The organism is Desemzia sp. AGC72 (genome assembly GCF_057334175.1).
The window spans coordinates 78365-104568 of sequence record NZ_JBHFIG010000016.1; the positions used below are offsets into that span (position 1 = coordinate 78365).

General features: G+C 38.6%; 20 protein-coding genes. 6 read left to right on the plus strand and 14 right to left on the minus strand.

What is annotated here, in order from left to right; genetic code table 11:
- The first annotated feature begins 249 nt into the window (after window positions 1-249).
- Complete coding sequence (locus ACE025_RS07300; RefSeq protein ID WP_485938917.1) at window positions 250-1041, plus strand: hypothetical protein; 792 nt, start codon at window positions 250-252, stop codon at window positions 1039-1041.
- 81 nt (window positions 1042-1122) lie between these two features.
- Here the strand turns inward: ACE025_RS07300 and ACE025_RS07305 are convergent, their stop codons facing one another.
- The gene (locus ACE025_RS07305) at window positions 1123-2478 is read right to left on the minus strand and encodes a uracil-xanthine permease family protein (protein WP_485939011.1); all 1356 of its coding nucleotides are present in this window, start codon (window positions 2476-2478) and stop codon (window positions 1123-1125) included.
- A gap of 267 nt (window positions 2479-2745) precedes the next feature.
- Here ACE025_RS07305 and ACE025_RS07310 point away from each other — a divergent pair, with 267 nt between their 5' ends.
- A complete protein-coding gene (locus ACE025_RS07310) occupies window positions 2746-3738 on the plus strand; it encodes an asparaginase (protein WP_485938919.1) in 993 nt (330 codons plus the stop codon).
- A 54-nt stretch (window positions 3739-3792) separates the two neighbouring features.
- On the opposite strand, the gene ACE025_RS07315 is transcribed toward ACE025_RS07310, so the two are convergent.
- The 5 genes from ACE025_RS07315 to ACE025_RS07335 all read right to left on the minus strand — a co-directional run bounded on the left by ACE025_RS07315 (window position 3793) and on the right by ACE025_RS07335 (window position 9543).
- Window positions 3793-4662, minus strand: coding sequence for a YtnP family quorum-quenching lactonase (locus ACE025_RS07315; RefSeq protein WP_485938921.1), 870 nt, complete (start codon window positions 4660-4662; stop codon window positions 3793-3795).
- A gap of 115 nt (window positions 4663-4777) precedes the next feature.
- Window positions 4778-5704, minus strand: coding sequence for a 2-dehydropantoate 2-reductase (locus tag ACE025_RS07320; RefSeq protein ID WP_485938923.1), 927 nt, complete (start codon window positions 5702-5704; stop codon window positions 4778-4780).
- Between the two features lie 39 nt (window positions 5705-5743).
- On the minus strand, window positions 5744-6790 hold the full coding sequence (locus tag ACE025_RS07325) for a PTS sugar transporter subunit IIC (protein WP_485938924.1): 1047 nt from the start codon (window positions 6788-6790) through the stop codon (window positions 5744-5746).
- Between the two features lie 393 nt (window positions 6791-7183).
- A complete protein-coding gene (locus ACE025_RS07330) occupies window positions 7184-7741 on the minus strand; it encodes an NADPH-dependent FMN reductase (protein WP_485938926.1) in 558 nt (185 codons plus the stop codon).
- A 710-nt stretch (window positions 7742-8451) separates the two neighbouring features.
- Entirely contained in the window at window positions 8452-9543 is a 1092-nt protein-coding gene (locus tag ACE025_RS07335; protein ID WP_485938928.1) for a DUF871 domain-containing protein, read from the minus strand.
- Between the two features lie 208 nt (window positions 9544-9751).
- Here ACE025_RS07335 and ACE025_RS07340 point away from each other — a divergent pair, with 208 nt between their 5' ends.
- From ACE025_RS07340 to ACE025_RS07355, 4 genes are all read left to right on the plus strand, one after another.
- Window positions 9752-10405, plus strand: coding sequence for an ABC transporter ATP-binding protein (locus tag ACE025_RS07340; RefSeq protein WP_485938930.1), 654 nt, complete (start codon window positions 9752-9754; stop codon window positions 10403-10405).
- Window position 10406: 1 nt separating this feature from the next.
- Window positions 10407-11165, plus strand: coding sequence for an ABC transporter permease (locus ACE025_RS07345; protein ID WP_485938932.1), 759 nt, complete (start codon window positions 10407-10409; stop codon window positions 11163-11165).
- A gap of 234 nt (window positions 11166-11399) precedes the next feature.
- Entirely contained in the window at window positions 11400-11600 is a 201-nt protein-coding gene (locus ACE025_RS07350) for a cold-shock protein (protein WP_092480867.1), read from the plus strand.
- Between the two features lie 202 nt (window positions 11601-11802).
- A complete protein-coding gene (locus ACE025_RS07355) occupies window positions 11803-12843 on the plus strand; it encodes an SDR family oxidoreductase (protein ID WP_485938934.1) in 1041 nt (346 codons plus the stop codon).
- Window positions 12844-12918: 75 nt separating this feature from the next.
- Here ACE025_RS07355 and ACE025_RS07360 read toward each other — a convergent pair whose 3' ends face one another.
- From ACE025_RS07360 to ACE025_RS07395, 8 genes are all read right to left on the minus strand, one after another.
- Window positions 12919-13353, minus strand: coding sequence for a VOC family protein (locus ACE025_RS07360; RefSeq protein ID WP_485938936.1), 435 nt, complete (start codon window positions 13351-13353; stop codon window positions 12919-12921).
- 180 nt (window positions 13354-13533) lie between these two features.
- Complete coding sequence (locus tag ACE025_RS07365) at window positions 13534-14847, minus strand: PTS sugar transporter subunit IIC (protein ID WP_485938938.1); 1314 nt, start codon at window positions 14845-14847, stop codon at window positions 13534-13536.
- A gap of 141 nt (window positions 14848-14988) precedes the next feature.
- On the minus strand, window positions 14989-15729 hold the full coding sequence (locus ACE025_RS07370; protein WP_485938940.1) for a MurR/RpiR family transcriptional regulator: 741 nt from the start codon (window positions 15727-15729) through the stop codon (window positions 14989-14991).
- Between the two features lie 209 nt (window positions 15730-15938).
- The gene (locus tag ACE025_RS07375; protein WP_485939013.1) at window positions 15939-17690 is read right to left on the minus strand and encodes an ABC transporter ATP-binding protein; all 1752 of its coding nucleotides are present in this window, start codon (window positions 17688-17690) and stop codon (window positions 15939-15941) included.
- A 22-nt stretch (window positions 17691-17712) separates the two neighbouring features.
- A complete protein-coding gene (locus tag ACE025_RS07380; RefSeq protein ID WP_485938942.1) occupies window positions 17713-19479 on the minus strand; it encodes an ABC transporter ATP-binding protein in 1767 nt (588 codons plus the stop codon).
- 19 nt (window positions 19480-19498) lie between these two features.
- Complete coding sequence (locus tag ACE025_RS07385) at window positions 19499-19945, minus strand: MarR family winged helix-turn-helix transcriptional regulator (RefSeq protein WP_485938944.1); 447 nt, start codon at window positions 19943-19945, stop codon at window positions 19499-19501.
- Window positions 19946-20192: 247 nt separating this feature from the next.
- The gene (locus ACE025_RS07390) at window positions 20193-20930 is read right to left on the minus strand and encodes a class A sortase (RefSeq protein WP_485938946.1); all 738 of its coding nucleotides are present in this window, start codon (window positions 20928-20930) and stop codon (window positions 20193-20195) included.
- Window positions 20931-21112: 182 nt separating this feature from the next.
- Window positions 21113-26080 (minus strand): Ig-like domain-containing protein, encoded by a 4968-nt coding sequence (locus tag ACE025_RS07395; protein WP_485938948.1) that lies wholly within the window; start codon window positions 26078-26080, stop codon window positions 21113-21115.
- Between the last annotated feature and the right edge of the window lie 124 nt (window positions 26081-26204).

Consider the following 26204-nt stretch of genomic DNA (forward strand, 5'->3'; position numbering starts at 1 on the left):
CCCAAAATTGCAATTTATTTCTTATAATAGCATGACTCTTTACCCCCTACAAGTCTTAGTACGTTTTTACCTTCCTCATTATGAACACTCTTTGTCAGAAAACAGCAAACAGCGTATAATTTATAGTCTTTGTTAATTTTATTTTTCTTTCCAACGCATATCTTTTGCTGTTTTTTCCAAATCTCTTTACACTGAAGTCACAGTAAAAAAGGAAAGTTATTCAACAGAAAATTCAAGGAGGAAAGAATCATGGGAAAATTTGTTCAAGGAAGTTATTCAACGATCGATGAAGCTAACGAAGCTATAGAGAAATTAGTGCGTCAAGGTTATGATCGGACTTTGCTGACGTTGATTGCGAATCAAGAGGCACATGATCGTTTTTCTGCCGCTGCAGAAACTCAGATCAACACGGATCATGCTGAAAAAGACGAATCAACTTGGGATAAAATCAAAGATGTTTTTTCCAGCGATGATGTTGGATACGAAGCGGACGAAGAAGTATTAGAACCATATAAAGATGATATTGACGAAGGAAAAATCGTCCTTTTAGTAGATGATTTCTCTGAGGAAGCGGGTGCGACAGATTTTTCTAACAGTACGCCTCCTTTGGCTGATGAAGAACATTATGTGTCTGAACCGACTGACGAGGAACCTACAAGCTATCCTCCCATTTTAGACAATGAAGATGATATGGATACTAGACGCCGCAGCTATCACTATGTTCCAAACGAAAATCCAGGCAACGCTAGAACCCCTTCTTTATCAGAAGGCGATTTTTCGGGTGACAGTTCCCAAGATTATGATTACCAAGATGAAGTCGATACTTCTATTGATACTAATTACTTGGCTGATACAGAAGAAAATCTATTACCAGATGAAACAGTAGATCCTGCTACAGATATCGGTTCAATGGGATCATCAGCGTCCGATGAAGCAACAGGGAATGCGGAATCAGACCATTTAACAAGAGGCAATCGTCCTGGAACACACGATACAGTTGTACCTCCGTCACCAGAAGACAATGATGATTCTTCTAAATAAACTCTTAATATAGTAGAAACTTGATTCAAAAAATAATCCCCGCTTAAAGGACAACTCCTTAAGCGGGGATTATTTCGTTTTTTATACGGTTGTGTTCTTTAACTTTTGTACACTGCTGATATTTTCAGACGCTTTAGTTTCCAAGCTTTCTTCTGGAACATATTCGCTTTCTTGAGGTAAGATCAAATTCAGAAGGATTCCTGCTATAGCACTTAGAGCTGTTCCTGAAAAAGAAATCACGGTTCCGATTTCCAACACTGCTCCGCCAAGCCCTAAAACCATCATACTGCTGGCAATGATCAGGTTGCGTACTTTCCCAAAATCTACTTGCTCTTCAATAAGAACTTTTAGTCCGTTACTTGCAATAACGCCGTACAATAAGATCGACATGCCTCCAAGTACTGCATTTGGAATTGTAGAGATCAAAGCTGTGAATTTCCCAAAGAAACTTAAACCGATCGCTATCAAAGCAGCATTGCGGATAACAGAGACTGAAGCTATTCTGGTCATCCCAATAACACCGGTATTTTCTCCATACGTCGTATTCGCCGGACCACCGATAAAAGCTGAAACAGCTGTTGCGAATCCATCCCCAATCAACGTTCTGGACAATCCCGGATCTTTTAAAAACTCTCTATGGGTAATTTTACCTAAAACAGTGTGATCTCCAATGTGTTCAGAAATAGTGACTAAAGCTACTGGTAAGATCGCTAGTGTTTCTGGTCCAAGATAGAATTTATAATTTCCAAACCAAGGCGTAGCAAATGGTAAGATCAATCCAGGCATTTCAACCCACTTTGCTTCTAAAACAGGTGTGAAGTCAACCAGTCCTAAAGCTAATGCTATCATGTATCCTCCAATGATCCCAATCAAGAAAGGAATGATTTTAAACAAACCTTTTCCTTTCGTATTGACGAAAGCTGTGATCAAAAACGTACTGATAGCTACAATAATGTGTCTTAAGTCTCCACCTGCTACGAAACCGGCATTGGTGACTGCAGATCCTGCTAAGCCTAAACCGATCACCATGATCATTGGTCCGATGACGATTGGCGGTAAGATTTTATCGATCCACTTAGTTCCTAATAATTTTACAAACGCTGCAACAATAACATACAATAATCCGACTAACACGACTCCTGTTTGAGCAGCGCTTATATCCCCGCCCATTTGCTGGATAGCAACTGCCATTGCAGTAATATAGGCAAATGAAGAACCTAGATAGACAGGCACCTTTGATTTAGTTGCTACTTGATAAATCAACGTACCGACCCCGCTTGCTAACAAAGCTACAGATACTGGCATTCCTAAAATCAATGGGACTAAAATAGTGGCTCCAAACATCGCAAAAATATGTTGAAGACTTAACAATAAACCTTTGGCTACTGGGGGTTTTTCCTCAATATCCAATAATAACTTCTTGTGCTCTACAGCCATGACCATACTTCCTCTCCAGGGCACAAAAAAATGCCCCTATGTGAATTTTTTATTCGCAAAAGGACCTCTGGTATCAAATATATTCGATTTGTTACCCTTCTCGATCTCACAGGATCAAATTAAAGGACTTTGCTGTAAATGATTGTAGCAATATTCCTCTTGGATTACAACAAAAAAATCCTTTTATTTTTTACGTTTCTTTTTCAAAGCCGAAACTTGCGGTATAATAAAGTATCTTTGAGCAAATCAGTGTAAGGAGTCTAAAAAATGAAACGGATTTTGATGATTGGAACCGGCGGAACAATAGCTTCTGCATTGACAGCAGATGGATTAGAACCGCAAATGGCTTCCTCAGATATTTTGCATTATATACCAAATATTTCCAAGTTTTGCGAAGTGAGCACTTTAGAAGTTTGTAATATAGACAGCACCAATATGTCTCCTGACATTTGGACTTTATTAACAGAAACTATCCGAGACAATTACGATCAGTACGACGGTTTCGTTGTTACACATGGAACAGATACAATGGCTTACACAGCTGCTGCGTTATCTTATATGATTCAAAACTCGCCTAAACCCATTGTGATCACTGGCTCTCAAAAACCAATCAATATGGAGATCAGCGATTCGAAAACCAATTTGTATGACAGTTTTTTATATGCATCATCCGATAAAGCCAGCGGGGTGCAGATCGTATTTAATGGGAAAGTCATTTTGGGAACACGAGCTAGAAAGACTCATTCCAAAAGTTTCAAAGCTTTTTCCAGCATCAATTACCCCTATATCGCTATTATCCAAGACAGTCATTTGATTCAATATATTCAACAACCTGCAGCTGCTCAGCCTGACTTCTACCCAATAATCAATCCCAAAGTAGGCTTATTTAAATTAACTCCTGGTGCCGAGGCAGAAATTTTGGATTTTATGTTATCTAAGAAAGACGCTATTATCATTGAAAGTTATGGTGTTGGAGGTATTCCATCATTTCCAGAATATGGTTTTTATGATGTCATCAAGAAATGGACGAAACGCGGGAAGATCATTGTGATGACCACACAAGTGCCTAATGAAGGAAGCGACATGGAAATCTACAAAGTGGGCAACAAACTTAAAAATAAAGTCAGTGTATTAGAAGCTTATGATATGACAACCGAATCAGTAGTCTGCAAATTGATGTGGGCGCTCGGCAGAGAAAGCGATCCAGATAAAATCAAAGCCTTGTTTTATCAAACTGTCGCCAATGATATTTTATATTGATATATAAAAAATGATTCAAGTTCTCTTAGAAGGGAGAGCTTGAATCACTTTTTATTATTCAGGGAATGTAATATACGCTGGTTTGCTGCGCTTTAAAGAATCAATGATTTCTTTTCCAGTTTCATCCCATTGCATCATCCGATAATAAGCATCATGGTAAAAAATAAATTTGTACTGATTTTTGTATGCTTCTTTCATCCATTTTTCTTTGCTGAAAACAGATGTCATCGGATAATCATCATACGCCAATACCCACAAAGGATTTTGATGCGCATGTGTCGGCATGATATCAGCCATATGCAGTAATGTTTTATCTTGTTGGGTCAATTTTATAATCGCATGTCCATCGCTGTGACCGCCTGTATGGATCATTTCTATTCCTGGTACGACTTCTAACCGATCATGATAGGTAACAACTTGCTCTTGAATCGGTTCCCAGTTTCCTTTCCAATACGTACTTTTCGAACGAATATTTGGATGGCGCAATTCATCCCATTCAATGTCGTTCACATAAATAACGGCATTTGGAAAAGTAGAGACTAGTTCCCCATTCTCGAAGCGGGTCAATCCGCCAGCATGATCAAAATGCATATGCGTCATCAACACCACATCGATATCATTTACCGTTAAATCTAATTCCTTCAAACTTTCATCTACTTTTGTTTCTTCTGTTACACCAAAGTTTCGACGTTGTTTTTCACTTAATTTTCCTTGTCCTACTCCAGCGTCTATCAAATAGTTTTTGTCTTGGTATTGGACTAAGATCGCATCGGTGGGTAATTCGATTTGGTTTTTCTCGTTGTGCGGGTATTTTTTTGACCATAAAGGCTTTGGCACTACACCAAACATAGCTCCTCCATCCATAGACGTGATTCCTCCGTCTATCCAAGTCAATGTCATGTCGTAAAATGTTAATGTATCCATTCTTTTCCTCCTAAAAATAAAACGTTTCCATCCCATTATACTGACTTTCTTCTGAGAAGCAAAAAAATTCAGGTTGGTAAAGGTTTTATCCTTAACCAACCTGATATCTCTTCATTTACCGTTTGATGCCTAATATATCTTCTTTAGCATGGATCAATTGAGTGATTTTCTTGCTGTAAGGAGCTTCAAAACCATTTCTTTCGGACTCTTTTGCTACAACACCATTTAAAAAATCGATTTCTGTCGGGCGTTTATTTTTAAGATCTTGATGCATTGAAGGGTAGTGCCCTCCTACTTTTTCTGCAACAGTTTTTAAATAGTTGACCGTTTCTTCGACATTCAATTGGACCCCTTCAGTTTCAGCTACTCGAGAAAATTCTGACACGATGTTGTGGTTCATTTGATCGATTTCAGCGGTTTCAAACAATTCTTTGATATTGCAGTCTAATAAAGAACATAATGCGTTCATTGTTCCATTGACACAAGCTTTTCTCCAAGTGGTAAAGTGGACGTTTGAACTGTACACTCCGTTTAATCCGCAATCAGCCATCATTTTCACGACTTGGCGAGCGGCTGCTTCTTCATTCTCATCTGAGTTTTGAACTTCTACAGGACCTTCACCCATAAAATGAGTTTTTCCCGGAGCGTCTAATCCTCCTGTCCATACCGTTGTCCCCATGATGATGTTCTTTTTAGGAACATATTCAGAGATCGTGTTGGCATGTCCCAGTCCATTCAATAAACAAACTACTTTCGTATCTTCATCTAATAAGTGTTTGATTGCTTCCAACATATATCTTAGCCCCATAGATTTGGTGAAGATAAAAACTGTATCAAATGTTTCGTTGAATTCATCCGGTTTACCTACTGGAATAGTAATCTTGTCTTCTTTCCCATTGACCGTGATAGAAAGCCCATTTTCTTGAATCGCTTGAATGTGGTCTTCCCAAAAATCAAGCAGCGTTACTTCATTACCGCCTTTTTGCATCATATACCCGAACCCGCATCCTAAAGCTCCTGAACCTGCAATAGCAATTTTCATATTGAATTTCCTCCGTTTTTACTCATTAGTTTATTGTTTTTAATTTGAAGCTGGAATAAATTTGAAAATTTCATCTTCATACACATGCAGCAATTTAGCACATATAAAGTCGATAATAAAGCCTCCGACAAATGGAATGATAAAGTAAGCTGCTAATACGCTCATCAAGCCTGTTCCCATGTTATACGCTTGAATCGGTCCAACTAATCCGACGATTCCGAATCCAGCAGTTTGAGGAGTCCCATGAATGGTTAAGAAGTAAACTCCCACACCTGATACGATAGCATTCAATACGATCGGAATCATGATTTTAGGGTATTTGATCAAGTTGGGAATCATCATTTTCATAGCTCCCAGTAAGATAGCTAAGGTTGTTCCAGATTGATTGATTCTTAAAGAACCAATAATCAAAATCGCTGTACAAGCTGTCACTCCGACTGCTGCTGCACCTGCACCTAATCCAGCTACTCCAATCGCAATTCCAATCGCAACTGTTGAAATAGGAGAAATAATCAAGATAGCGAAAGCTACTGATATCAATACAGCCATCAATAACGGTTGAAGAGTCGTAAAGCTGTTGATTAAATCACCAATTGAAGAAGTGATCATCCCTACATAAGGCAGCATTACCAGACCTAAAGTCCCTACTCCGGCTCCTACGATGATTGGCATTAAAATCAGTGTCAACGATCCTAACTTGCCTTGAAGCAAGCGAGTCACAAAGACAGCAATTGCTGAGATGAGCATCACGTTGATCAAATCTCCGATCCCCACTAATTGGACACCAGTTTCCGTCACTTGGTAAGCTCCAGAACCTAAAAAGGTTGCTGCTCCGATGATGACACTTTCCATTCCATTCATTTTAAATTGCATGGCTACAAGAACGCCGATAATTGCCGGTGTAATAAATTGCATAATTTTAACTACATTTGCTAATAAGGCAAAAATTGAACCATAAGGAATAAGTGCGGTAAAAATTGAACCTAATATTGCATTAGCAATTAACCCAATAACAATACCTGATGCCGTGCCTCCCAAAACTTTATTCAAATAATCTTTACCTGTATATTTTACTCTTTCTTCCATCAAACCCAACCTCTCTTCTTTTAATACCCAACAAAGATTTCTCTTGATCAGTATTTCACTACTTCTTACAAGTTAAATTTATCACAAAGTATCGGTTAATACCATATTTGAATCGTTTTCTCATTTATAATTTATATTATGAAAATGTTCCCTCTTTCAACTATACCTTTTACAACTGTACCAATATGTACTTTATTATGTTTATGCAGTCGCGAATGCTCGAAATAATAAGAATTCTTTTTGTTTTTACATTATTCCAATTTCTATTTCCAAGTTTCCCATTTATGAGGTTTTGTTCATAATTGAGCAAAATAACTGTTAAAAAACTGAGCTATGTCAGAATTGAATCTGCACACAGCTCAGTTTTTGTTCTTTAATTGTTTTAAGAATGATTTATCTAATTGTATGCAATCCTTTAGTCCATAACAGTAAATCATTGAACATGCCTTCAGCATTTATTTTGTTGTAATCATTTGGTTTGAAGACACTCATGTTTTCAAAGTCTGTCATCAACGAGAAGTTTGTCGTTGTGCGAACTGTTGCTACACTCAATTCACCTAAAATAACGCGTAGATTTTCGTGTGCACGAGCTCCACCTAAACTACCGTATCCAACTAATGCTGCTGCTTTATTAGCTACTTCTGGTTTCAAGAAGTCAATCGCATTTTTTAATGCGCCGCCTACTGCATGATTGTACTCTGGAGTAACAAATACATATCCATCAAATGAAGCTATTTTTTCTGACCAAGCTTGAATAGCAGCTCCTGCAGCTTCTTGACGATCAGCAGGAAGTTTAGCTCCTAACAACGGCAAATCATAATCTGCTAAAGAAACTAATTCGTAATCTACACCCTCGTCGTTTCTATTATTAGCAAAATCTAAGATCCATTGCGATACTGCCGCTGCATTGTTCCCCTCACGTACACTTCCTGATATAATACCGATTTTCATAATTTTGTTCTCCTCTTCTATCGTTTGTTGTTGGTTACTGAATAAAGTATTCTTTATTCGTGTAAAAAAGCTTTCTGTTGCCAATGCGTTTCCTCCATTTTATGTAATGAATTGTGGAAAACCCACCAATTATTCACTTACTTTTTGTTAACTTACTTACATTATGTCATGTAAGTAAGTTAAATGCAAGCAGAACTTTACGAACTCGAGATATTTTTTTCGAGGTATAAAAAATCCTTATCTAGAAAGACTTACTATATGTGAGAAATAAGCATGTCTGCCTGAACCCTCTTAAAAACAAAAAAAGCAGAGAACTGGTCTCTGTTTTAAAGTTACTATTATAAATTTTAACTTAAAGAAAATAACATATAGGTTGCGCCAATTGAATCAAACTGTCTATATCAGGTTACGTTTTCCTGTCTCTCAATTAAAAATCGATTTTTGAGAAACGTATATTTTTTCTGCAACTTGTATTTGAATCAGTGATCGTTCTTTTCTTTTTGCTTTTAACGTTTGGCTAATTTGCACTTTTCCCGCTCCTATATCTATTATTGAAGTAAACTCTTCTCTACAAATATAATCACTACACACTAAAAATAGCTATAGCTATGACTAATTCTGTTATAACAGGGTTTCAATACTGTTTCCAAAAAAAATGAGCTTCTTAAACCAACACAAATTGGTTTAAGAAACTCATTTTTTATATTCTTTTACTTTGCTTCAATAAATTGGAAGCTTGACCACGGTGCTAGATAGTCTAATAAGAAAATAGACTCTGGAGTTAATTTGGCGACGATATTGCGTGATTCATCATCTTCCATAGCTTTCAGCGCTATTTGGGTTTCCCCTTTATATTGGCCAAAGTTGTTGTTACAGATCACTACGTCTCCTTTTTTCGTTTCTGCAGTAGAATGCACTGGGAAATCCTCTGCTTTATATTTCACTCGAGTCATAGAAGAACGAATCATGTATTCTGACCGGTCACCACGGTATTGGTGTACTTCTTCTAAAATCACTTTCCGTTCCAATTCCGTTGCATGCGGTTCAAACACGATTTCCAATTGAGGATGCGCATTTGAGAATGCACTTGCCATAGCTTTTAATTCAGCTTCAGAAGCGTATCCATTCCCAATCAACAAATCATCCATCGTATCCATTAAACGGTAATGCGTGACTTGAGTCTGAATAGATAGGTGTCTGTGCTGTTCTAATGTACATAATCCCATTTGAACAGGCCATGGTCCCAATTTCCCTGCTTGTGAAGTAACAAAAGCCGCTGTATTCAATCTGTAGTGCGTGTATTGAGCAGTTGTTTGCTCAAAGTGGTCTTGAGCTAAGCCGGAGTATCTTTGGGGGTAGAAATTTTGTGAAGCGGTCAGATTTTCTTTGTTAGGTTGGTAACTCATGATATTGTCGATATATTTCGTTCCGCTGCTCATGTTGACTTCAATTTGAAGACCATAAGGATTTTTGGTCATGCGCGCTTCTTCAGCACCCGTAAAACCTAAATCCAATCGAACGGCTGTTGCGCCTAGTTCATGGAAGAAAGATAAATCATCATAACTGACATTTAATTGTTCAAATAGACCTGGGTTGATATCTACAACAGTCTCCATGCCCAATGAATTGCCGTACTCGATGATTTTTTTAAATTTAGCTACAACTTCTTTTGAATCACCTGTAATTTCCAGCAAACTAGTAAAAATACGTTTGTATCCATATTTATGTGCTAAGTCTAAATAATCTTTGTCTTGTTCATAAGTGCTTTTTTCCGGGTAGATCGATACGCCCATTTTCTTCATGTTTATTGTCCCCTTTTTTTATTGCAAACGCTTTATCGTAAATACTTAAATAGTCTACCGCTTATATAAAAAAGTGTCAACGAGAAAAGAAACCGGATTCAATGAAACTCTTTCTTCGTCCAACCTACTTTCTCTTAGATTTCTTTCTATCTGTTTAAAAAACATGATAGGATAAGAGGGCCAGTACATTAAAAGGAGACCGATAATCATGGCTTTATTAGAAATCAAACAGCTGTCTTTTGAGACTGAAGGCAATAAAATTTTAGAAGACATTCATTTTACAGTAGAACATGGAGATTTTTTATCTATTACCGGGCCATCAGGCAGCGGGAAAAGCACTTTATTAAAAATCATTGCAACGATCCAGTCTAAAACGAACGGCGAACTGCTTTACAATGGTCGCCCTATTGAACAGTATGATCCTGTCGAATACCGAAAAGAAGTGTCTTACTGTTTCCAATCCCCTGTTTTATTTGGAGATACGGTGAGAGACAACTTGAGTTTCCCTTATGAGATTCGTCAGCTGGAATTTGATCAGCAAAAAGCAGTGAATTATTTAAGTATGGTCGGATTACCTGAAGACTACTTGGATAAACCAATCAATGCTCTATCAGGCGGAGAAAAACAACGGGTAGCTTTGATTCGTAATGTCTTGTTTCAGCCGAAAATTTTATTGTTGGATGAAGTGACCAGTGCTTTAGATGAAGAAAACCGTCGAATCATCTGGCAATGGCTTCAAGAAATGCGTTCAACGACGGAAATGACAATTTTGATGATCAGCCATAATGAAGCAGAAGCTGCTTTGGCGAATAAGCGTATTCGTATCGTTGGTGGAAAAATCGTTCAAAAGGAGGAATTGTAGAATGAATTTGCAGATTAGTCCAGCAACTATCGCCTTTAGTTTTGCATTGGTGCTTGTTGGAGTCTTTATTTCTTATAAAGAACGCTTGGGGACCGCTAAAGAAATTTTTTACAGTATAACTCGAGCAGTTATTCAACTAGTGGCTGTGGGGTATATTTTAACTTACTTATTTGGAATAGACAGCCCTTTGGTGACGATTAGTTTAGTCTTCGTGATGTCTTTCAATGCTGCCTGGAACGCTCATAAACGGAGCAATCAGATTCCGAATTCCTTAAAGATTTCCATCATCGCTATTTTCTCTACTGTTATTTTAACTTTAACGGTACTCGTCTTATCAGGTTCTATCAAATTTACCCCTTCTCAAATCGTTCCTATCTCAGGAATGATTTGCGGAACAGCTATGACGACTATTGGTTTGTGCTACCGCAATTTGAATACCTTGTTTAGAGATCAGCGCCAACAAATATTAGAAAAGCTGTCGCTTGGCGCTACGCCGAACCAAGCTTCGCGCTCCATTTTGCGCGAAACAATCAAGTCCGGTATGCAGCCTTCTCTGGATTCTGCCAAAACGATCGGGATCGTAACACTTCCTGGCATGATGTCAGGATTGATTTTTGCCGGTACTGTCCCTACCACAGCTATCATGTACCAAATTATGGTGACTTTTATGGTTGTAGCAACAACCAGCTTGTCTTCTTACATTGCATCGTTCTTGGCTTACCGCAGTTTCTTTAACGACAGACAGCAATTCCTGGCATAAAAATCTATAACAAATGTGTCTTTTTGTTCACTCATTTTTAAGAGAGTTGAAAAGATATCTAGCATGAGGCTTTACTTATCTTGAAATAAAGGGTATAGTATTAATTGTAGTAGTTTTATTAACAAAATTAATTGGTAGTTTTATTCATTTTATGACTAAATTCCCTCTTCTTTTTTAAATGAAATATTGCAAATACAACGTGCTCAAAGCACAAAACAATGGAGGAATTTTATTATGAATAAAGGTACAGTTAAATGGTTTAATGCAGACAAAGGTTTCGGTTTTATCGAACGCGAAGGCGAAGAAGATTTATTCGCACACTTCTCAGCTATCCAAACTGACGGTTTCAAAACTTTAGAAGAAGGCGAAACAGTTACTTTTGATATTGAAGAAGGTAACCGCGGACTTCAAGCAGTAAACATTACTAAAGCATAATTTAAACTTAAAAACTCAACCACCCAAACTAGTCTAGTTTGGGTGGTTTTTTGTATTTAACAAGCCTTTTTTTTGCATATCGTACTCTCCTTTCTTTAAAATGAATAGTAAAGAAAGAAATGTTGTAGCAATTGTCATTAGGGATAAATTCTTTTTTACTGCTTGTGGACCACAAACTATAAAATAAGGAGGATATTCATTTATGTCAAAAGAAAAAATGCCCGTCAATAATATGAAGTTGCCTTTGAAGAAATTAGCTGATCAAGTCATTGTTATCACAGGAGCGTCGAGCGGAATCGGATTAGTTACCGCTAGAATGGCAGCTGCTAAAGGTGCAAAAGTAGTAGCAGCCGCAAGAAACGAAGAAGCCTTGAAGAAATTGGTTGATGAACTGAAATCTAAAGGTCAATCTGCTATGTATGTGGTGGCTGACGTTTCCAAAGAAGAAGACGTCTATAGAATCGCTGAAAAGGCTATTGCAGAATTTGGTCATTTTGATACGTGGGTCAATAATGCCGGTGTTTCTATTTACGGACATGGTACAGAAATCAGTACTCCTGATATGAAACAAATGTTTGAAACCAATTTTTGGGGTGTCGTCTATGGAACAAAAGCTGCAGCTAAACACTTCAAAGAAACCGGTCAACCGAGTGCGATCATCAATATCGGATCGATTTTTGGGAACAAAGCTTCATTGATTCAATCGATTTATGCTTCATCTAAGTTTGCTGTACATGGTTGGACAGAAAGTATCCGTATGGAATTTGAAAAAGATCATGTTCCGATTTCTGTTACTTTGATTCAGCCTGGAAAAATTGATACTCCATACAATGAACATGCACATAGCTATCTGGAACATCAACCAACTCATATCGGTATGGTCTACCCTCCAGATGCTGTTGCAGAAGCTATTTTATTTGCAGCTGAAAAACCGACCAGAGATGTTTATGTTGGCGGACAATCGAAGTTCCTGACCGTTCTTTCTCATATGTTGCCTCGTTTTACGGACAAATTTGTTGAAAAAGTGATGCACCCTTCTCAATACGATTCTCGTCCGTCTAAGCCAAAAGAAGAAAGTAGTCTATATCACGCTGGATACGGCCTACATGAACGTGGCACCAACAAAGGATGGCTGCGGAAGAAGAGTTATTATGTCAAAGCTACTAAAAACCCTGTGTTGGCTACTGTTGCAGTTGCCAGTACAGCTTTGATAGCTTTGAAGTTGTTAAAACACAAAAAATAATTTGCAAACCTAAAAACAAGCAGAGACATTAGATATGCACTGTGTCTTTGCTTGTTTTTATCTAGAAAACCGCGCTTAACTTTCTTCAGCCTCAGTTGACAGTTGCCACTGAATTCCATATTTGTCGGTTACATTACCGTACAGTGGACTCCAAAACGTTTTCTGCAATTCCATTTCAATCTGACCGTTTTCTTTTAACGCATCAAAAACCTTCTGTGTGTCTTTAGGGTCTGTATACACCAAAGTCACCGTAACATTGTTCCCGATAATATAAGAGGATCCAGGGTAATTATCTGAGAACATGATATAAGTTCCGTTAGGCAATTGAATCGTTCCATTCAGCACTAATTCTTTTACATCATCTGGGACAGGTTGCTGATCTTCCATACTCGGCATCTCTTTGTATCGCGTAAGATCTAGGACAGTAGCTTGTAATACTTCCGCATAAAAATTCATTGCTTCTTCTGATTGACGATCAAAAATCAAATACGGATACACATCTTTCAGCATCTTAATCTGCCTTCCTTCTAATAGATTTTTTCAGCTACAGTTTAACAAGTTGACAGGCCAGATGCAAAAATTCATTCTTTTCAAGAACTAGATAATCAGTAAAAGGCCTCTAAGATACTATTCAATTAGTGAATAGTATCTTAGAGGCCTTTGTTGTAGAAACAAACAATCTTCTTTTGTTTAGATCGAACTTGAATAAACTTCTTCTGATTGTCCTTTTTCTAAAGCAAATGCTTTTTGATCTTCCATTCTAAAGAATGGGAAATAAATAGCTGTTGAAATCCCTATTTCCATTACTTGCCACAAAGCTCCACGCCATCCCGAAACTAAAAATCCTGAAAAAACAGGTGGCGTTGTCCAAGGCACATTAACCCCATTGGTAGGTGGGACAAGACCAGTTGTCATCACAATATAAGTTAAAATAGTTAATACAACTGGAGTAATAACAAAAGGTATGATGAAAACTGGATTTAACACAATTGGTAGTCCAAAAATCAACGGTTCATTGATATTAAAAATTGAAGGTCCAATAGCTAATTTTCCTAACGTTTTAAATTGTTGTGATTTAGCTACGAATAAGCACAATAATGCTAACCCAATTGTTCCGCCTGCTCCCCCAACTTTAATAAAATTACCATAAAATTGGTATGTAACAATATTCGGCAAGTCTAGTCCAGCTTGGAAAGCAGCTAAGTTCTCTGCCATAGTAGATAGCCATAAAGGCTGCATTACTCCTCCGATGATATTAGGTCCATGCAAACCGAAAGAGAATAACACTGTTTCAATAATGATAACCAATACTGTTGCCGGTAAACTAGTACCAAAGGAGGTTAAAGGTGTTTGGATAATTTGGAAAATAAAGGCTTGAGCAGTTTCATATAATGTAGCTTCAAAAATCATACGGATTCCCATAAAAATCAAGATAATAAATAGTCCCGGAATCAATGCATCAAATGATTTAGCCACATTACTTGGTACTGATTCAGGTAATTTAATTCTCCAACCTCTCTTCAATACAAATGCCATAATCTCAACAGCTAATATGGCAGACAACATCCCTAAGAATAACCCACTTGCACTAAAATTATTCATTGGAAGAAAAGACGAAACGGCACTATTTACTTCAAACGATGATACTGGGGTTAGAATCAAGAACCCGATTAATGCCCAGAGAACAGCTCCTAAATCATCAATTCCATTACTTTTAGCTAGTGAACGTGATAATCCAATGATTACAAATAATGTCATGATATTCATTGTTACATCATATGGTACATTAAAAAATACTGCCCAATCATTCCCGAAAGTATTTGCCATAAGATCAGCATATCCTGGGATAGGCAAGTTCGCGAAGAGCAAGAATAAAGAACCCAAAATCAAGAGTGACATTGCTCCCATAAAACCATCACGTACTGCCCCTAAGTATTTATTTTCATTTAATTTTAACGCTATAGGACCTAATTTTTCTTGTAGACCGTCTAATAATTTATCCATATGTAAAACCCCTTTCTTTTGTCGTAAGCCTATTATAAATAGACATATCTCCAAAAGAAAGCGTTTCCTTTAACTCTGTTCGGATTTTCGCTTAAAAGAATTTTTTTTCGCTCTTGCAATAAAAACGTTGCAGAGTTGTTTTTATTCTTGTTTTAATTCGTGTATTCTTCTTGCTATCATTTCTAAAATAAAAATGGCTGGCACAGATGATGTAACAATATAATTATCTCCAGTAACTTCTTTTTCAAATCCGTAAGAAATACTCATATTAGACAGCTTAGCCAAACTATTCGAGTCTGAACCAGTAATGCTTAGTATGAGACTTTGCCCATTTTTGCGAATTTTTGTTACTATATCATTTATTATTGAGACTTCCCCTGTTACTGACATAATCACAAAGGCTAAATTAGACTCAGTTCCCATTAAAGAATCAAAGGGATAGTAGGGATCTTTTATAGAAAAAGCCGGAACTCCAACATTGGATAAGATCCTTGCTCCATATTCCGCATTGATAGCTGACGAACCAATACCAATGAATACTAATGTACGTCCTTCCATAAACAACTCAACAAAATAGTCAAATTTTTGTTGAAAAGATTGGTTTTCAGTGTTATCTAAAAATTCATAAATACTGTTAGTTAAATTATTTAATTCACTTTTCTTTTGAACTTTTTGTTCTTCTTTTAACTTAAATCGAAATTCTGCGAATGAATTATAACCACATTTACGAATAAATCGAGTAATAGACGCATTCGAGACATGAACTGCTTCTGCTAAATCTCTTACTCTCATAAAATAAACTTTATCCATGTTTTGGAGTATATATTGATATATAATCATTTCTGTGCTTGTCAACTCATTGATTTTATCAATTTCTAACATGCTTCCACCACCTTTTGATATATTTTTACATTACCACTTAGTATTCGATAAAGATATAGTTTCTAAATTAAGAGAGTATTGTTACTCAATTTTCTTCGATTCTTACTTTCTATATTTTCATTCATTCTACAAAAAAGCAATACTATCTACAACTATAGATAGTATTGCTTACTTTTTTTAACATATAAAAGCTATTTCATTTGTGTATATTAAGCTTCTTCAAATTGGCTATTGTACAAGTTCGCATAGAAACCGCCAGCGGCCAACAATTCTACGTGATTCCCTTTTTCGATGATGTCTCCATTATCCATCACCAAAATCACATCAGAGTTCTTGATCGTAGACAAACGGTGAGCGATCACAAATGACGTACGCCCAACCATCAAACGGTCCATCGCTTGTTGAATCAAGGCTTCTGTACGAGTATCTACTGAACTCGTTGCTTCATCCAAAATCAATAATGGTGCATCTTTGACTAAAGCACGAGCGATCGTGATCAATTGTTTTTGTCCAGCAGACAAGCTTGTTTGATCATCCAATACTGTATCGTATCCATGAGGCAAAGTACGGATAAAGTGATCGATCCCTACTGCTTTACATGCCGCTTCAACTTGCTCGTTTGTTACGCCTTTTACGTTATAAACAATGTTTTCGCGCACTGTTCCTTGGAAAATCCACGTGTCTTGAAGCACCATACAAAACTGCTCATGAACATCTTCACGCGTCAGATTCGTTGTTGGGACACCATCGATTTTGATCGAACCGCTATTGATTTCATAGAAACGCATCAATAAATTGACGATGGTTGTCTTTCCGGCACCAGTTGGTCCAACAATCGCGACCTTTTGTCCAGGTTTGATATGAACAGAGAAATCATTGATGATTGTTTTTTCAGGTGTATATCCGAAATGAACGTGTTCAAATTCAACATCTCCACGGATGTTTTCCAGTTTACTTGTTTTACCTTTTTCGTCCATCAATTCGTCTTCATGCAAGAAATCGAATACGCGTTCACTCGCTGCAGCTGTTGATTGAAGACTCGTTGCTGCTTGTGCAAATTGAGATAACGGTTGAGTGAATAAGCGAATATACATCATAAACGCTACGATTACTCCAAAAGTAATGTCTCCGTTTAAGGCCAAGACAGCTCCTAAAATGCTGACGACTACATAACCGAAGTTCCCGATAAAGTTCATCAACGGCATCATGATTCCAGAGAAAAATTGAGATTTCCAAGCACTTTGGTACAAGTCATCATTGATTTGATCAAATGTTTCTTTGGCTGCTCTTTCAGCATTATAGGCTTTTACGACATTATGGCCAGAATAGATTTCTTCTACATGCCCATTGACTGCTCCTAAAGCTTTTTGCTGTGCTCCGAAGTATTGTTGAGAATGTCTGACGATCAGTATCATCAATCCAAACCCAATCAATGTTGAAGCTATTGCAGCAAAGGTCATTGGAACATTTGTAATGAACATCATAAATAATGAACCCAAGAACATAGTTGTTGCGGTTACTAGAGTACTGATACTCTGGTTCATGGTTTGGCTGATCATATCGACATCATTGGTTACTCGACTCAGTACGTCTCCGACACTGTTGGAGTCAAAATAACGCAACGGCAGACGATTGATTTTTTCAGAAATGTCTCTTCTAAGCTTTTTAGAGACACGTTGCGTGATTGTCGCCATAATAAATCCTTGGATATAATTGGCAATGTAACTGATCACGTATAATGTCACTAATAGAAAAGCGATTTTTTCGATTGCTGCAATATCCAATTGACCGGTCAATCCTGCTGTGATCAAATCAGTGATTTCGCTTAATTTGCGTGGACCGATCAGAGAAATCACCGCCGCCCCCATAGCTAAAAGAAGCGCTACTATCACAATAGGAAGATATACATTGATGTAAGCCAATAAGTCTTTATAAGTTTGTTTCATGTTCTTCGGTTTCATACCTGATACTTCTCCAGCGTGTTTACTCATTAGCTAATTCCTCCTCTGATAATTGAGAATAAGCAATTTCGCGGTACACTTCACAGGTTTCTAACAATTCTGCATGTGTGCCTTTTCCAACGATCCGTCCTTCGTCCAGTACGATGATCGTATCAGCATCTTTGATCGTTCCGATTCGTTGACCAACAATCAGGTTGGTTACTCCGCTTGCTTCTTCTTTCAATTGCGAACGCAATTCGCGGTCTGTTTTGTAGTCTAATGCAGAGAAAGAATCATCAAAGACAAAAATTTCCGGATCGCGAGCAATCGCTCTGGCGATCGCCATACGTTGTTTTTGACCTCCGGAGAAATTGTTCCCTCCTTGAGCCACGTGTCCTTCATATTGATCTTCTGTTTTCTCAACGAAGTCCGTTCCTTTAGCTACACTGATCGCATGTTTTACAGCGTCTTTAGAAATAGCTTCTTTTCCATTATCTCCAAATGCAATATTCGAAGCAATCGTTCCACTGAACAAGACAGCTTTTTGAGGAACATACCCGATTTTATTGCGCAAAGCCTCTTGGGTATAGTCTTTCACATTCACACCATCTATAAGAATTTCACCTTCTGTTGGATCATAGAACCGCGGTACAAGATTGACGATCGTACTCTTACCACTTCCTGTTGATCCGATAAATGCTACTGTTTCTCCTTTGCGCGCTTTGAAGCTGATGTCTTTGATCACATAATCAGCAGCATCCGGATATTTGAAACCGACATTACGGAATTCAACTTCACCTTCCAAGTGGTCTTTACCTTCTGTTACTGTTCCATCATTAATAGTAGAATCTGTATTTAAGACTTCTTTGATACGATTTGCTGAAACTTGCGCTCTCGGTAAAATTACGAAAACGAATGTCAGCATAACGAATGACATAACGACTTGTATCGCATACGAAGAGAACACGACCATGTCACTGAAAAGGGTGATACGTTGCATCATATCAACAGACTCATTGATCAAATAAGCTCCGATCCAATAAATCGCCAGACTCAATCCATTCATTGCAGCTACCATACTAGGAGCCATAAACGCCATCATACGCGTAGTGAATAAGTAATTTTGATTCAAAGCGGTATTAGCTGTCTCGAATTTACTTTCTTCGTGGTCTTCAGCGTTATATGCACGAACTACACGGATACCTGTTAAGTTCTCTCTTGTAACAGAAGTTAAATTATCGGTCAATGATTGGATACGTTTGAATCTAGGCAATGCCAAAGAAATAACCGTAATAATCACAGCTAATAAAGCAACTACAGTGATTCCGGTAGCTGCTGTCCATTGCCAGTTTTTATTGGAAATTTTTGTTAACGCCCAAACCGCCATGATAGGAGCTTTGAATAATATTTGCATCCCCATCGCAATAAACATTTGCACTTGAGTGATGTCATTTGTTGAACGAGTGATCAAACTGGAAGTGGAAAAACCATTTATCTCTTGCATCGAGAAACTCTCCACTTTATCAAATTGTTTTTCTCTCAATTCCTTAGCAAAAGAAGCTGCTAATCTTGTAGACAGGAAGCTGACGATAATCGCTGCCACTAAACTTCCTAAGGCACACAGCATCATATATCCGCCGGTTTGGATGATCTCACTAGTTTCGCTGCCAGGTGTTTGGACCATAACCGTAATTTCAGACATGTAGTCTGGTAATTTCAAATCTAAAAAGACTTGAGCAATAATAAATAGGAGAACCATAAAAACGATTCCCCAGTCTTTCGTTTTTAAATATTTTAACAACTGTATCATATATAAACTCCCTTACATTCTATTCAACATCTTCCATGTTTTTTCTGATTTTGCTTAATACATTAAAAAAAGTTTCCAATTCCTCTTCAGTCAGTCCTGAACGCACCTTACATTCTATACTTTGAATGCATTCTACTGCCTTTTTTGAAAATTCGATTCCTTTAGGAGTAATGACCAGTTTTTTCAAACGGGCATCGTGACTCACTGGCTGGCGCTCTAGGAGTCCCTTTTTTTCAAGTGTATTCAACATACCCGTCGCTGTTGAACGACGAATTTTCAGCAATTCTTCAATATCTTTTTGAAAGACATCTTTGTCTTGTCTACTGTGAATGAAACCAATGATTCTGGATTGCATCATATTGTTTTGATCATCTGAGATTTCCGTCATTTTGGCAGAGATAGACTTTTTGACTTGGTGATTGGCTGCTTGCAGTGAGAAACAAACGTAATCCTGAAATTCCCTCACTTTTTACCTCCTCTTAAAATTTCTTGGTTGTCTTTATGATTCCTCCATCTAATAGTTCGGCACCGAACTGTTAGGTAACTAACAAATAGTATGCTCTTTTTGTATTCTATTTGCAAGCTTTATTTTCAATACAAAAGCCTGTCCTTTCAATGTTTGCCCTTACATTCCTTTAGACACAAAAGAACCTCAACTAAAAAAAGTTGAGGTTCTTTTGAAAGACGGTGTTATATAAACTATCTTTTTTATTCTATTGTTGCTTTAGCGATCCACGTGACCGAATACTCAAATCAGAATCAAAAGCTTCTAACATTTCAGGAGAGGCATCATCTACTGAAACTTTTTGAACAAATTCAGCACTAGTCCATAATCGAGTAACGCCATCATCATAACACGTGATCAACGTCAATAACGTTTTGTTTGGAACATCGTCTATCACACTGACTTCTGTAGCTTCAATTTCTCGTTGTTCAATGACTTGGTATTCATAAATGTAGCTCAAATCAGTCAGATAAACAGTATCGCCTATTTCTACCTCATACAATGGTCTAAACAACAAATCAGGGTCTTTCATGTAGTGGCCAGCTAAAGCATAATTTCCCTTGCCCATTTCTTGATCTTCTTTCATGGTTCCTGCTGTAAGTGCCAAGGTATAAGGAGAGGTCCCTTTTCCGATCGCCAGATTCAATCCCACGGTGGGTATACTAATACCGCCTAGTACTGTTATTTGATCGCTGTTGAATTGTGCCAGAGCTACAGTTTCCATGTTTAACATTTCCACTTCTTCAAAATCAAAGGATGCATCTTTTTGATGGTTTTCTTTTATACTACTAGCATCTACAGATTCACTCAACAATCGATCAGAACCCATAGAAACCAGCCAGTTTTTAATCGGTGTACTAAGTATCAGCAATACTCCGATAATCAACAGACTTCCCCATAGTATGTTTGGCCAACGCCTATGTTTGTCTTTTATCTTTTTTTCCATAATTTCTCCTCACTAACTGTGTAACGATTTTGAGATTTGCGAAACGTACATTTATAAAAAAAGCCACCAGTTTATGAGCTGGAGGCTAAAACACTTAGGTTTTCGAGAAGTTTGCCGCCTACTATTCAAGTACGCTTTTTGATGAGCCCCATATAGTGACCACTTAGTTTTACTTCACGTCTTTATTTTCTTTTTGTGAATCCTTTTTTTCTTTTGTTCCATGCCAGCATCATTGTACTAATAGCTGCCATAACCGAACCACTCATAACAGCTAACATACTTTGTGATTCACCTGTTTGCGGAAGTGACTCTTGTTCTTTCCCGACTGCAGTGTTATCACTTTGACCGCTGCCAGTTGATGAGCCATTTCCTTGAACGTTTCCGACATTGCTGTCATCTCCAGGTGCTTCGCCATCTTCATCTGGATTTTCTCGGTCTGTCGGTGTTTCAGAAGTTGCTTCGTCAGTTACCACAACGACTAGCGGTTCAGACGAGTTGCCTGCCTCATCCGTTACAACGACTGTCAATTTATCCCCAACATTCAACTCCAGATCTTCAGGAAGTGCGATCACAAAGTCTCCATCTTCATCCGTTCTGCCCGTTACTGTTTCTCCATTTGGCAACGTGATCGTTACGTCAGTATTTGGTTCTGCTTCACCAATCACTTCTGCTGATTCATCTGTCACAGGTTGTACAGTTGGAGCTTCTGGTGCTGTTGTATCAGCTTCATCTTCTGGTACATCTGTATCATCTTTTGGATCTGTACCTGCATCGCTTTCTTCTTCATCTGTTGCGCCATCGTTGTCATCATCTTCATCGTCTATATCCGGAATTCCATCTCCATCAGTATCACGTAAAACAGTGATCGTGAACACTTCTGTCGCTTCATTTCCAGCTTCGTCTCGAGCAATGACTGTTACTTCTAAATCACGTTCTTCTTCCGTAGCGCCCCAGTCGCTGATGACTGGAATTCCGCTAATGACATTTTCTTCTGCGTCAAATGTAGTTCCTTCAGGCAAGTTTTGAACAAATACGCCATCTAATGGAGTAGCGAATGGTTGAATCGCAAAATTCGCAAAAGCTTGACCAGCTAAATCTGGTTCTTGGTTTTCTCCACCTGGATTTTCTACTACAATATTCACATTTTCAATTTCGGTACCTTCTACAATTCTTTGGTCCTCAATTTCTAAAATGATCGGTGCAGTTCTGTCAATTACTCTAATAAACTCTGGATCAGAAACATTACCGGCTTCGTCTCTTGCAACGATTTCTAGCACTTCTCCACCTGTTAAATCAAGATCTTCAGGTAATGCCACGGAGAAATTTCCGTTCTCATCTGTTACTCCGCTCACTGTCTCACCATTTGGTAAAGTAACCGTAACTTCTGAACCAGGTTCTGCAGTTCCGTCGACTGTCGTGTCTTCGCTTGTTACTTCATCAATGATTGGAGTAGCTGGTGCTGCGACATCTGGTCTATCCGTATCATCTTTTGGATCAGTTCCTGCTTCAATTTCTTCTTCGTCAGTGAATCCATCGTTGTCATCATCTTCATCTTCTACATCCGGAGTACCGTCTCCATCCGTGTCACGTTGAATCGTAATGGTAAATACTTCAGCTTCAGACTCATTTCCAGAATGATCCATAGCCGTTACGCTGACTTCAACTTTTCGCTCTTCCTCTGTAGTTCCCCAGTCTTCAATCGTCGGAGCACCAGAAATCGTATTGGCATCTTCATCGAAAGTTAAACCATTCGGCAATCCATCAACTGTGATAACACTGTCTGGATCATCGGTTTCCACTTCGATATCGTCGATTTCTTCCCCCTCAACAGCTAAGATATCGTTGATTTCTGTAATGACAGGGGCTGTGATATCTGGATCAATATCTTCTGGGACATCTATTTCGTCTTTCGGATCCGTTCCTGCATCAATCTCGTCCTCATCGCTGACACCGTCATTGTCGTCATCTGTATCTTCTACGTCAGGAATACTGTCTCCATCCGTGTCACGTTGAACAGTTAACACAAAATCTTCTGGGACTGCTGTATTTCCTGCTTCATCAGTAGCTGTAACTGAAACAATGAATTCACGTTCTTCTTCTGTTTCACCCCAATCATCTACTAAAGGCGTACCTGTAATAGAATCAGTTTCAGCATCATAAGTTAATCCTTCTGGCAATCCTGCTGGATCTATAGTACTTGTTTCGCTCACTTCAACTTCAATTGCATCAATTGGTAAACCTTCAATCACAGTTGCATCAGCGATAGGTGAAATAACTGGTGCTGTAACGTCAGCTACCGTTACTACTCGTGGTGCTGATTCATTATCAGCTGCATCAGTAGCTGTGACTAATAATCTTTCTCCACCTTCTAAAACTAAATCTTCAGGCAGATTCACTGCAAATGCACCCGTTTCAGAGGCTATACCAGTTACTTCTCTTCCATCCGGCAAAGTGATCGTGATAATAGAGCTTGGTTCTGCTGTTCCTGTTACTTCAGTTGAAGTACTATCAACTGGTGTAACTGTTGGGGTAGCTGGTGCTGTTGTGTCGACTACAATTACAGTGACTAACTCAGAAGTATTGCCTGCTTCATCTCTTGCAATGACTTCCAATTCATCTCCCGCAGTTACTTCTGTTCCTTCTGGCAACGTCACTGAAAAGTTGCCGTCTTCATCTGTTGTTCCTGTTGCTGTCACGCCACCTGGAAAAGTGACAGTGATAGCTGATCCTGGTTCTGCTGTTCCGGTCACTTCTGTAGCATCATCGCCTACTTCAACAACTGTTGGGACTTCTGGCGCTGTTGTATCTGTTACCGTAACTGTTGTTGCGTCAGAAGGATTACCTGCTGCATCTGTTGCGATGACTTCCAATTCATCTCCTGCAGATAGTTCTATTCCTTCTGGCAACGTCACTGAAAAGTTGCCTTCTCCATCCGTTGTTCCTGTTGTTGCTTCACCATCTGGCAAAGTGATCGTAATTGATGAACCCGCTTCTGCTTCTCCGGTTACTTCAGTAGCATTATCGCCTACTTCATTTACTGTTGGTGCTGCTGGCGCTGTTTCGTCCCCTACAGTAACAATTGTTGGATCAGACTCATTACCTGTTGCATCTGTCGCAGTTACCTCCAAATCAGTTCCTGCTACTAATTCTGTTCCTTCCGGCAGTCTCACTACAAAGTTGCCTTCTTCACTTGTTGTACCTGTTGCTGTTTCGCCACCTGGCAGAGTGACCGTAATTTCTGATCCAGCTTCCGCTGTTCCGATTACTTCAGTATCATTTTCACCTACCTCATTTACAGTTGGTGCATCTGGGGCTGTTTCGTCTACTTCCGTTACTGCTATAGTTCCTAGATCAGAATTATTTCCAGCTGTATCTGTTGCTATAGCTGATACTGTATCTCCAACTACCAATTCTACCTCTGCTGGTATGGCTACTGAAAAGTTCCCTTCACCGTCAGCTGTTGTATCATCTGTTTCTCCATTTGGAAACATTACAGTTACTGTTGAACCTGGCTCTGCAGTCCCTGTTACCTCAGTAGCTGTATTGTCTAATAAACTGATTACCGGTGCATCTGGGGCTGTCTCATCTGTTACAGTTACAGTAGCGCGGTCAGACTCATTCTCCGCTGCGTCCGTTGCTGTTACAGTTATTTGATTTCCTGCTGCTAATTCGATTTCTTCAGGTACGGCTACTGCAAATGCTCCATCAGCACCTGCTGTTGTTGTACCTGTAGTTCCGCCTGGAAATGTCACTTCGACTGTTGAGCCAGCTTCTGCTGTTCCTGTTACCTCCGTATCACTATCACCTACAGGATTTACTGTTGGCGTTGTTGGGACTATTAAGTCTTCTACCGTGACTACGGTTGCATCAGAAGTATTGCCTGCTGCATCTGTTGCAGTCACACGGATTTGGTTTCCTGCTACTAAATCGATTCCTTCAGGTACCGCTATTGTAAAGATCCCATCCCCATTTGCTGTTGTTGTACCTGAAACTCCACCTGGAAATGTAACATTAACTGTCGAATCCGGCTCCGCAGAACCTGTAACTTCATTCGCACCTTCTCCTACTGGAGTAACTATTGGCGCTGCTGGTGCTTTTGTGTCTACAGCCGGTAAAACTATTGATCCTTCAGTTGATCCATTAGCTGCAATTGATCCTAATAACTGGGCATCAATTACCGATGTTCCAACAACAGCCCCAGAAACTGGTATTGTTCCACTAGCAGTAGTATTTTCATCTACAGAAGCATTTAAAGAAATAGTCGTTTGTCCAAGAACTTGCGCCGTAACCAATCCGCTTAGTAAATCACTTGTTCCATTCAAAATGGGGTCGATTACATCTGTAAGTACATTTAATACTGGTGCTAAAGCAACAGCGCCAATAGGTATACCTAGTAAAGTAAGATTATTTACAGCATCGACTACATTATTTAACAATTGCAACACTACATCGTTTACTGCTGTTTCAATGTGGTTCCCCAAACCCTCTGAAAAATCAACAGTTATAGTCCCGTTCACTTCGTTAACACTAGCAGCAACAGTAGTGTTGTACTCTAACACATCAACAACAGCAGCGTCTAAATTATTTAGCGCGTCTAATGCAGCTGTGACATCACCTAATCCGCCTACAGCGCCTATACCATCCAAAATACCACCAACAAGATCCCCTAATACAACGTCAAGGAGCCCAGTAACAGTTCCTGTTAGCCCTCCTAATAAATTAGTCACTCCAGGTAAATCATTCAAATTAATAGGTAGTAGCTCAACTGAAACTTGGGCTGTTCCATCAATCACAGTTAGATCTTCTGCTAAATCTGGTGCACTAAATACAGCAACTGTTTGAGGATTAACTAATTCCACGTCTGCCGCACCTGTTCCAGTTAAAGTCACTGAAAAATTATAAGGATTAACAGTATCCTGATTAACGGTTAAAACTTCATTTGTCAATAGCCCAACTTCTGCCAAAGTAGCAGCTGATGCTGAATTTTCTGTAAACCATATCAATTGTCCATTTTGAATGGCTGGAATGAAAGGTTGGAAAACTAATGTCGATGCTACCGCTGATGACATTAAAATTTTCCTTACCTGTTTACTATGTAACTTCTTCTTATTATCCATCTTCTTTTTATAATCAATTGACCTTTTACTCATCTATTCTTCCTCCTCTTTTATTCTGCAAACTAATACCAAACCTTAAGCTATAAGCTATATCAACTAATATTAAAAAATAGAGGGGTCTCCTCGAAGGGACCATAACATCGCTTTATTTTTTTTT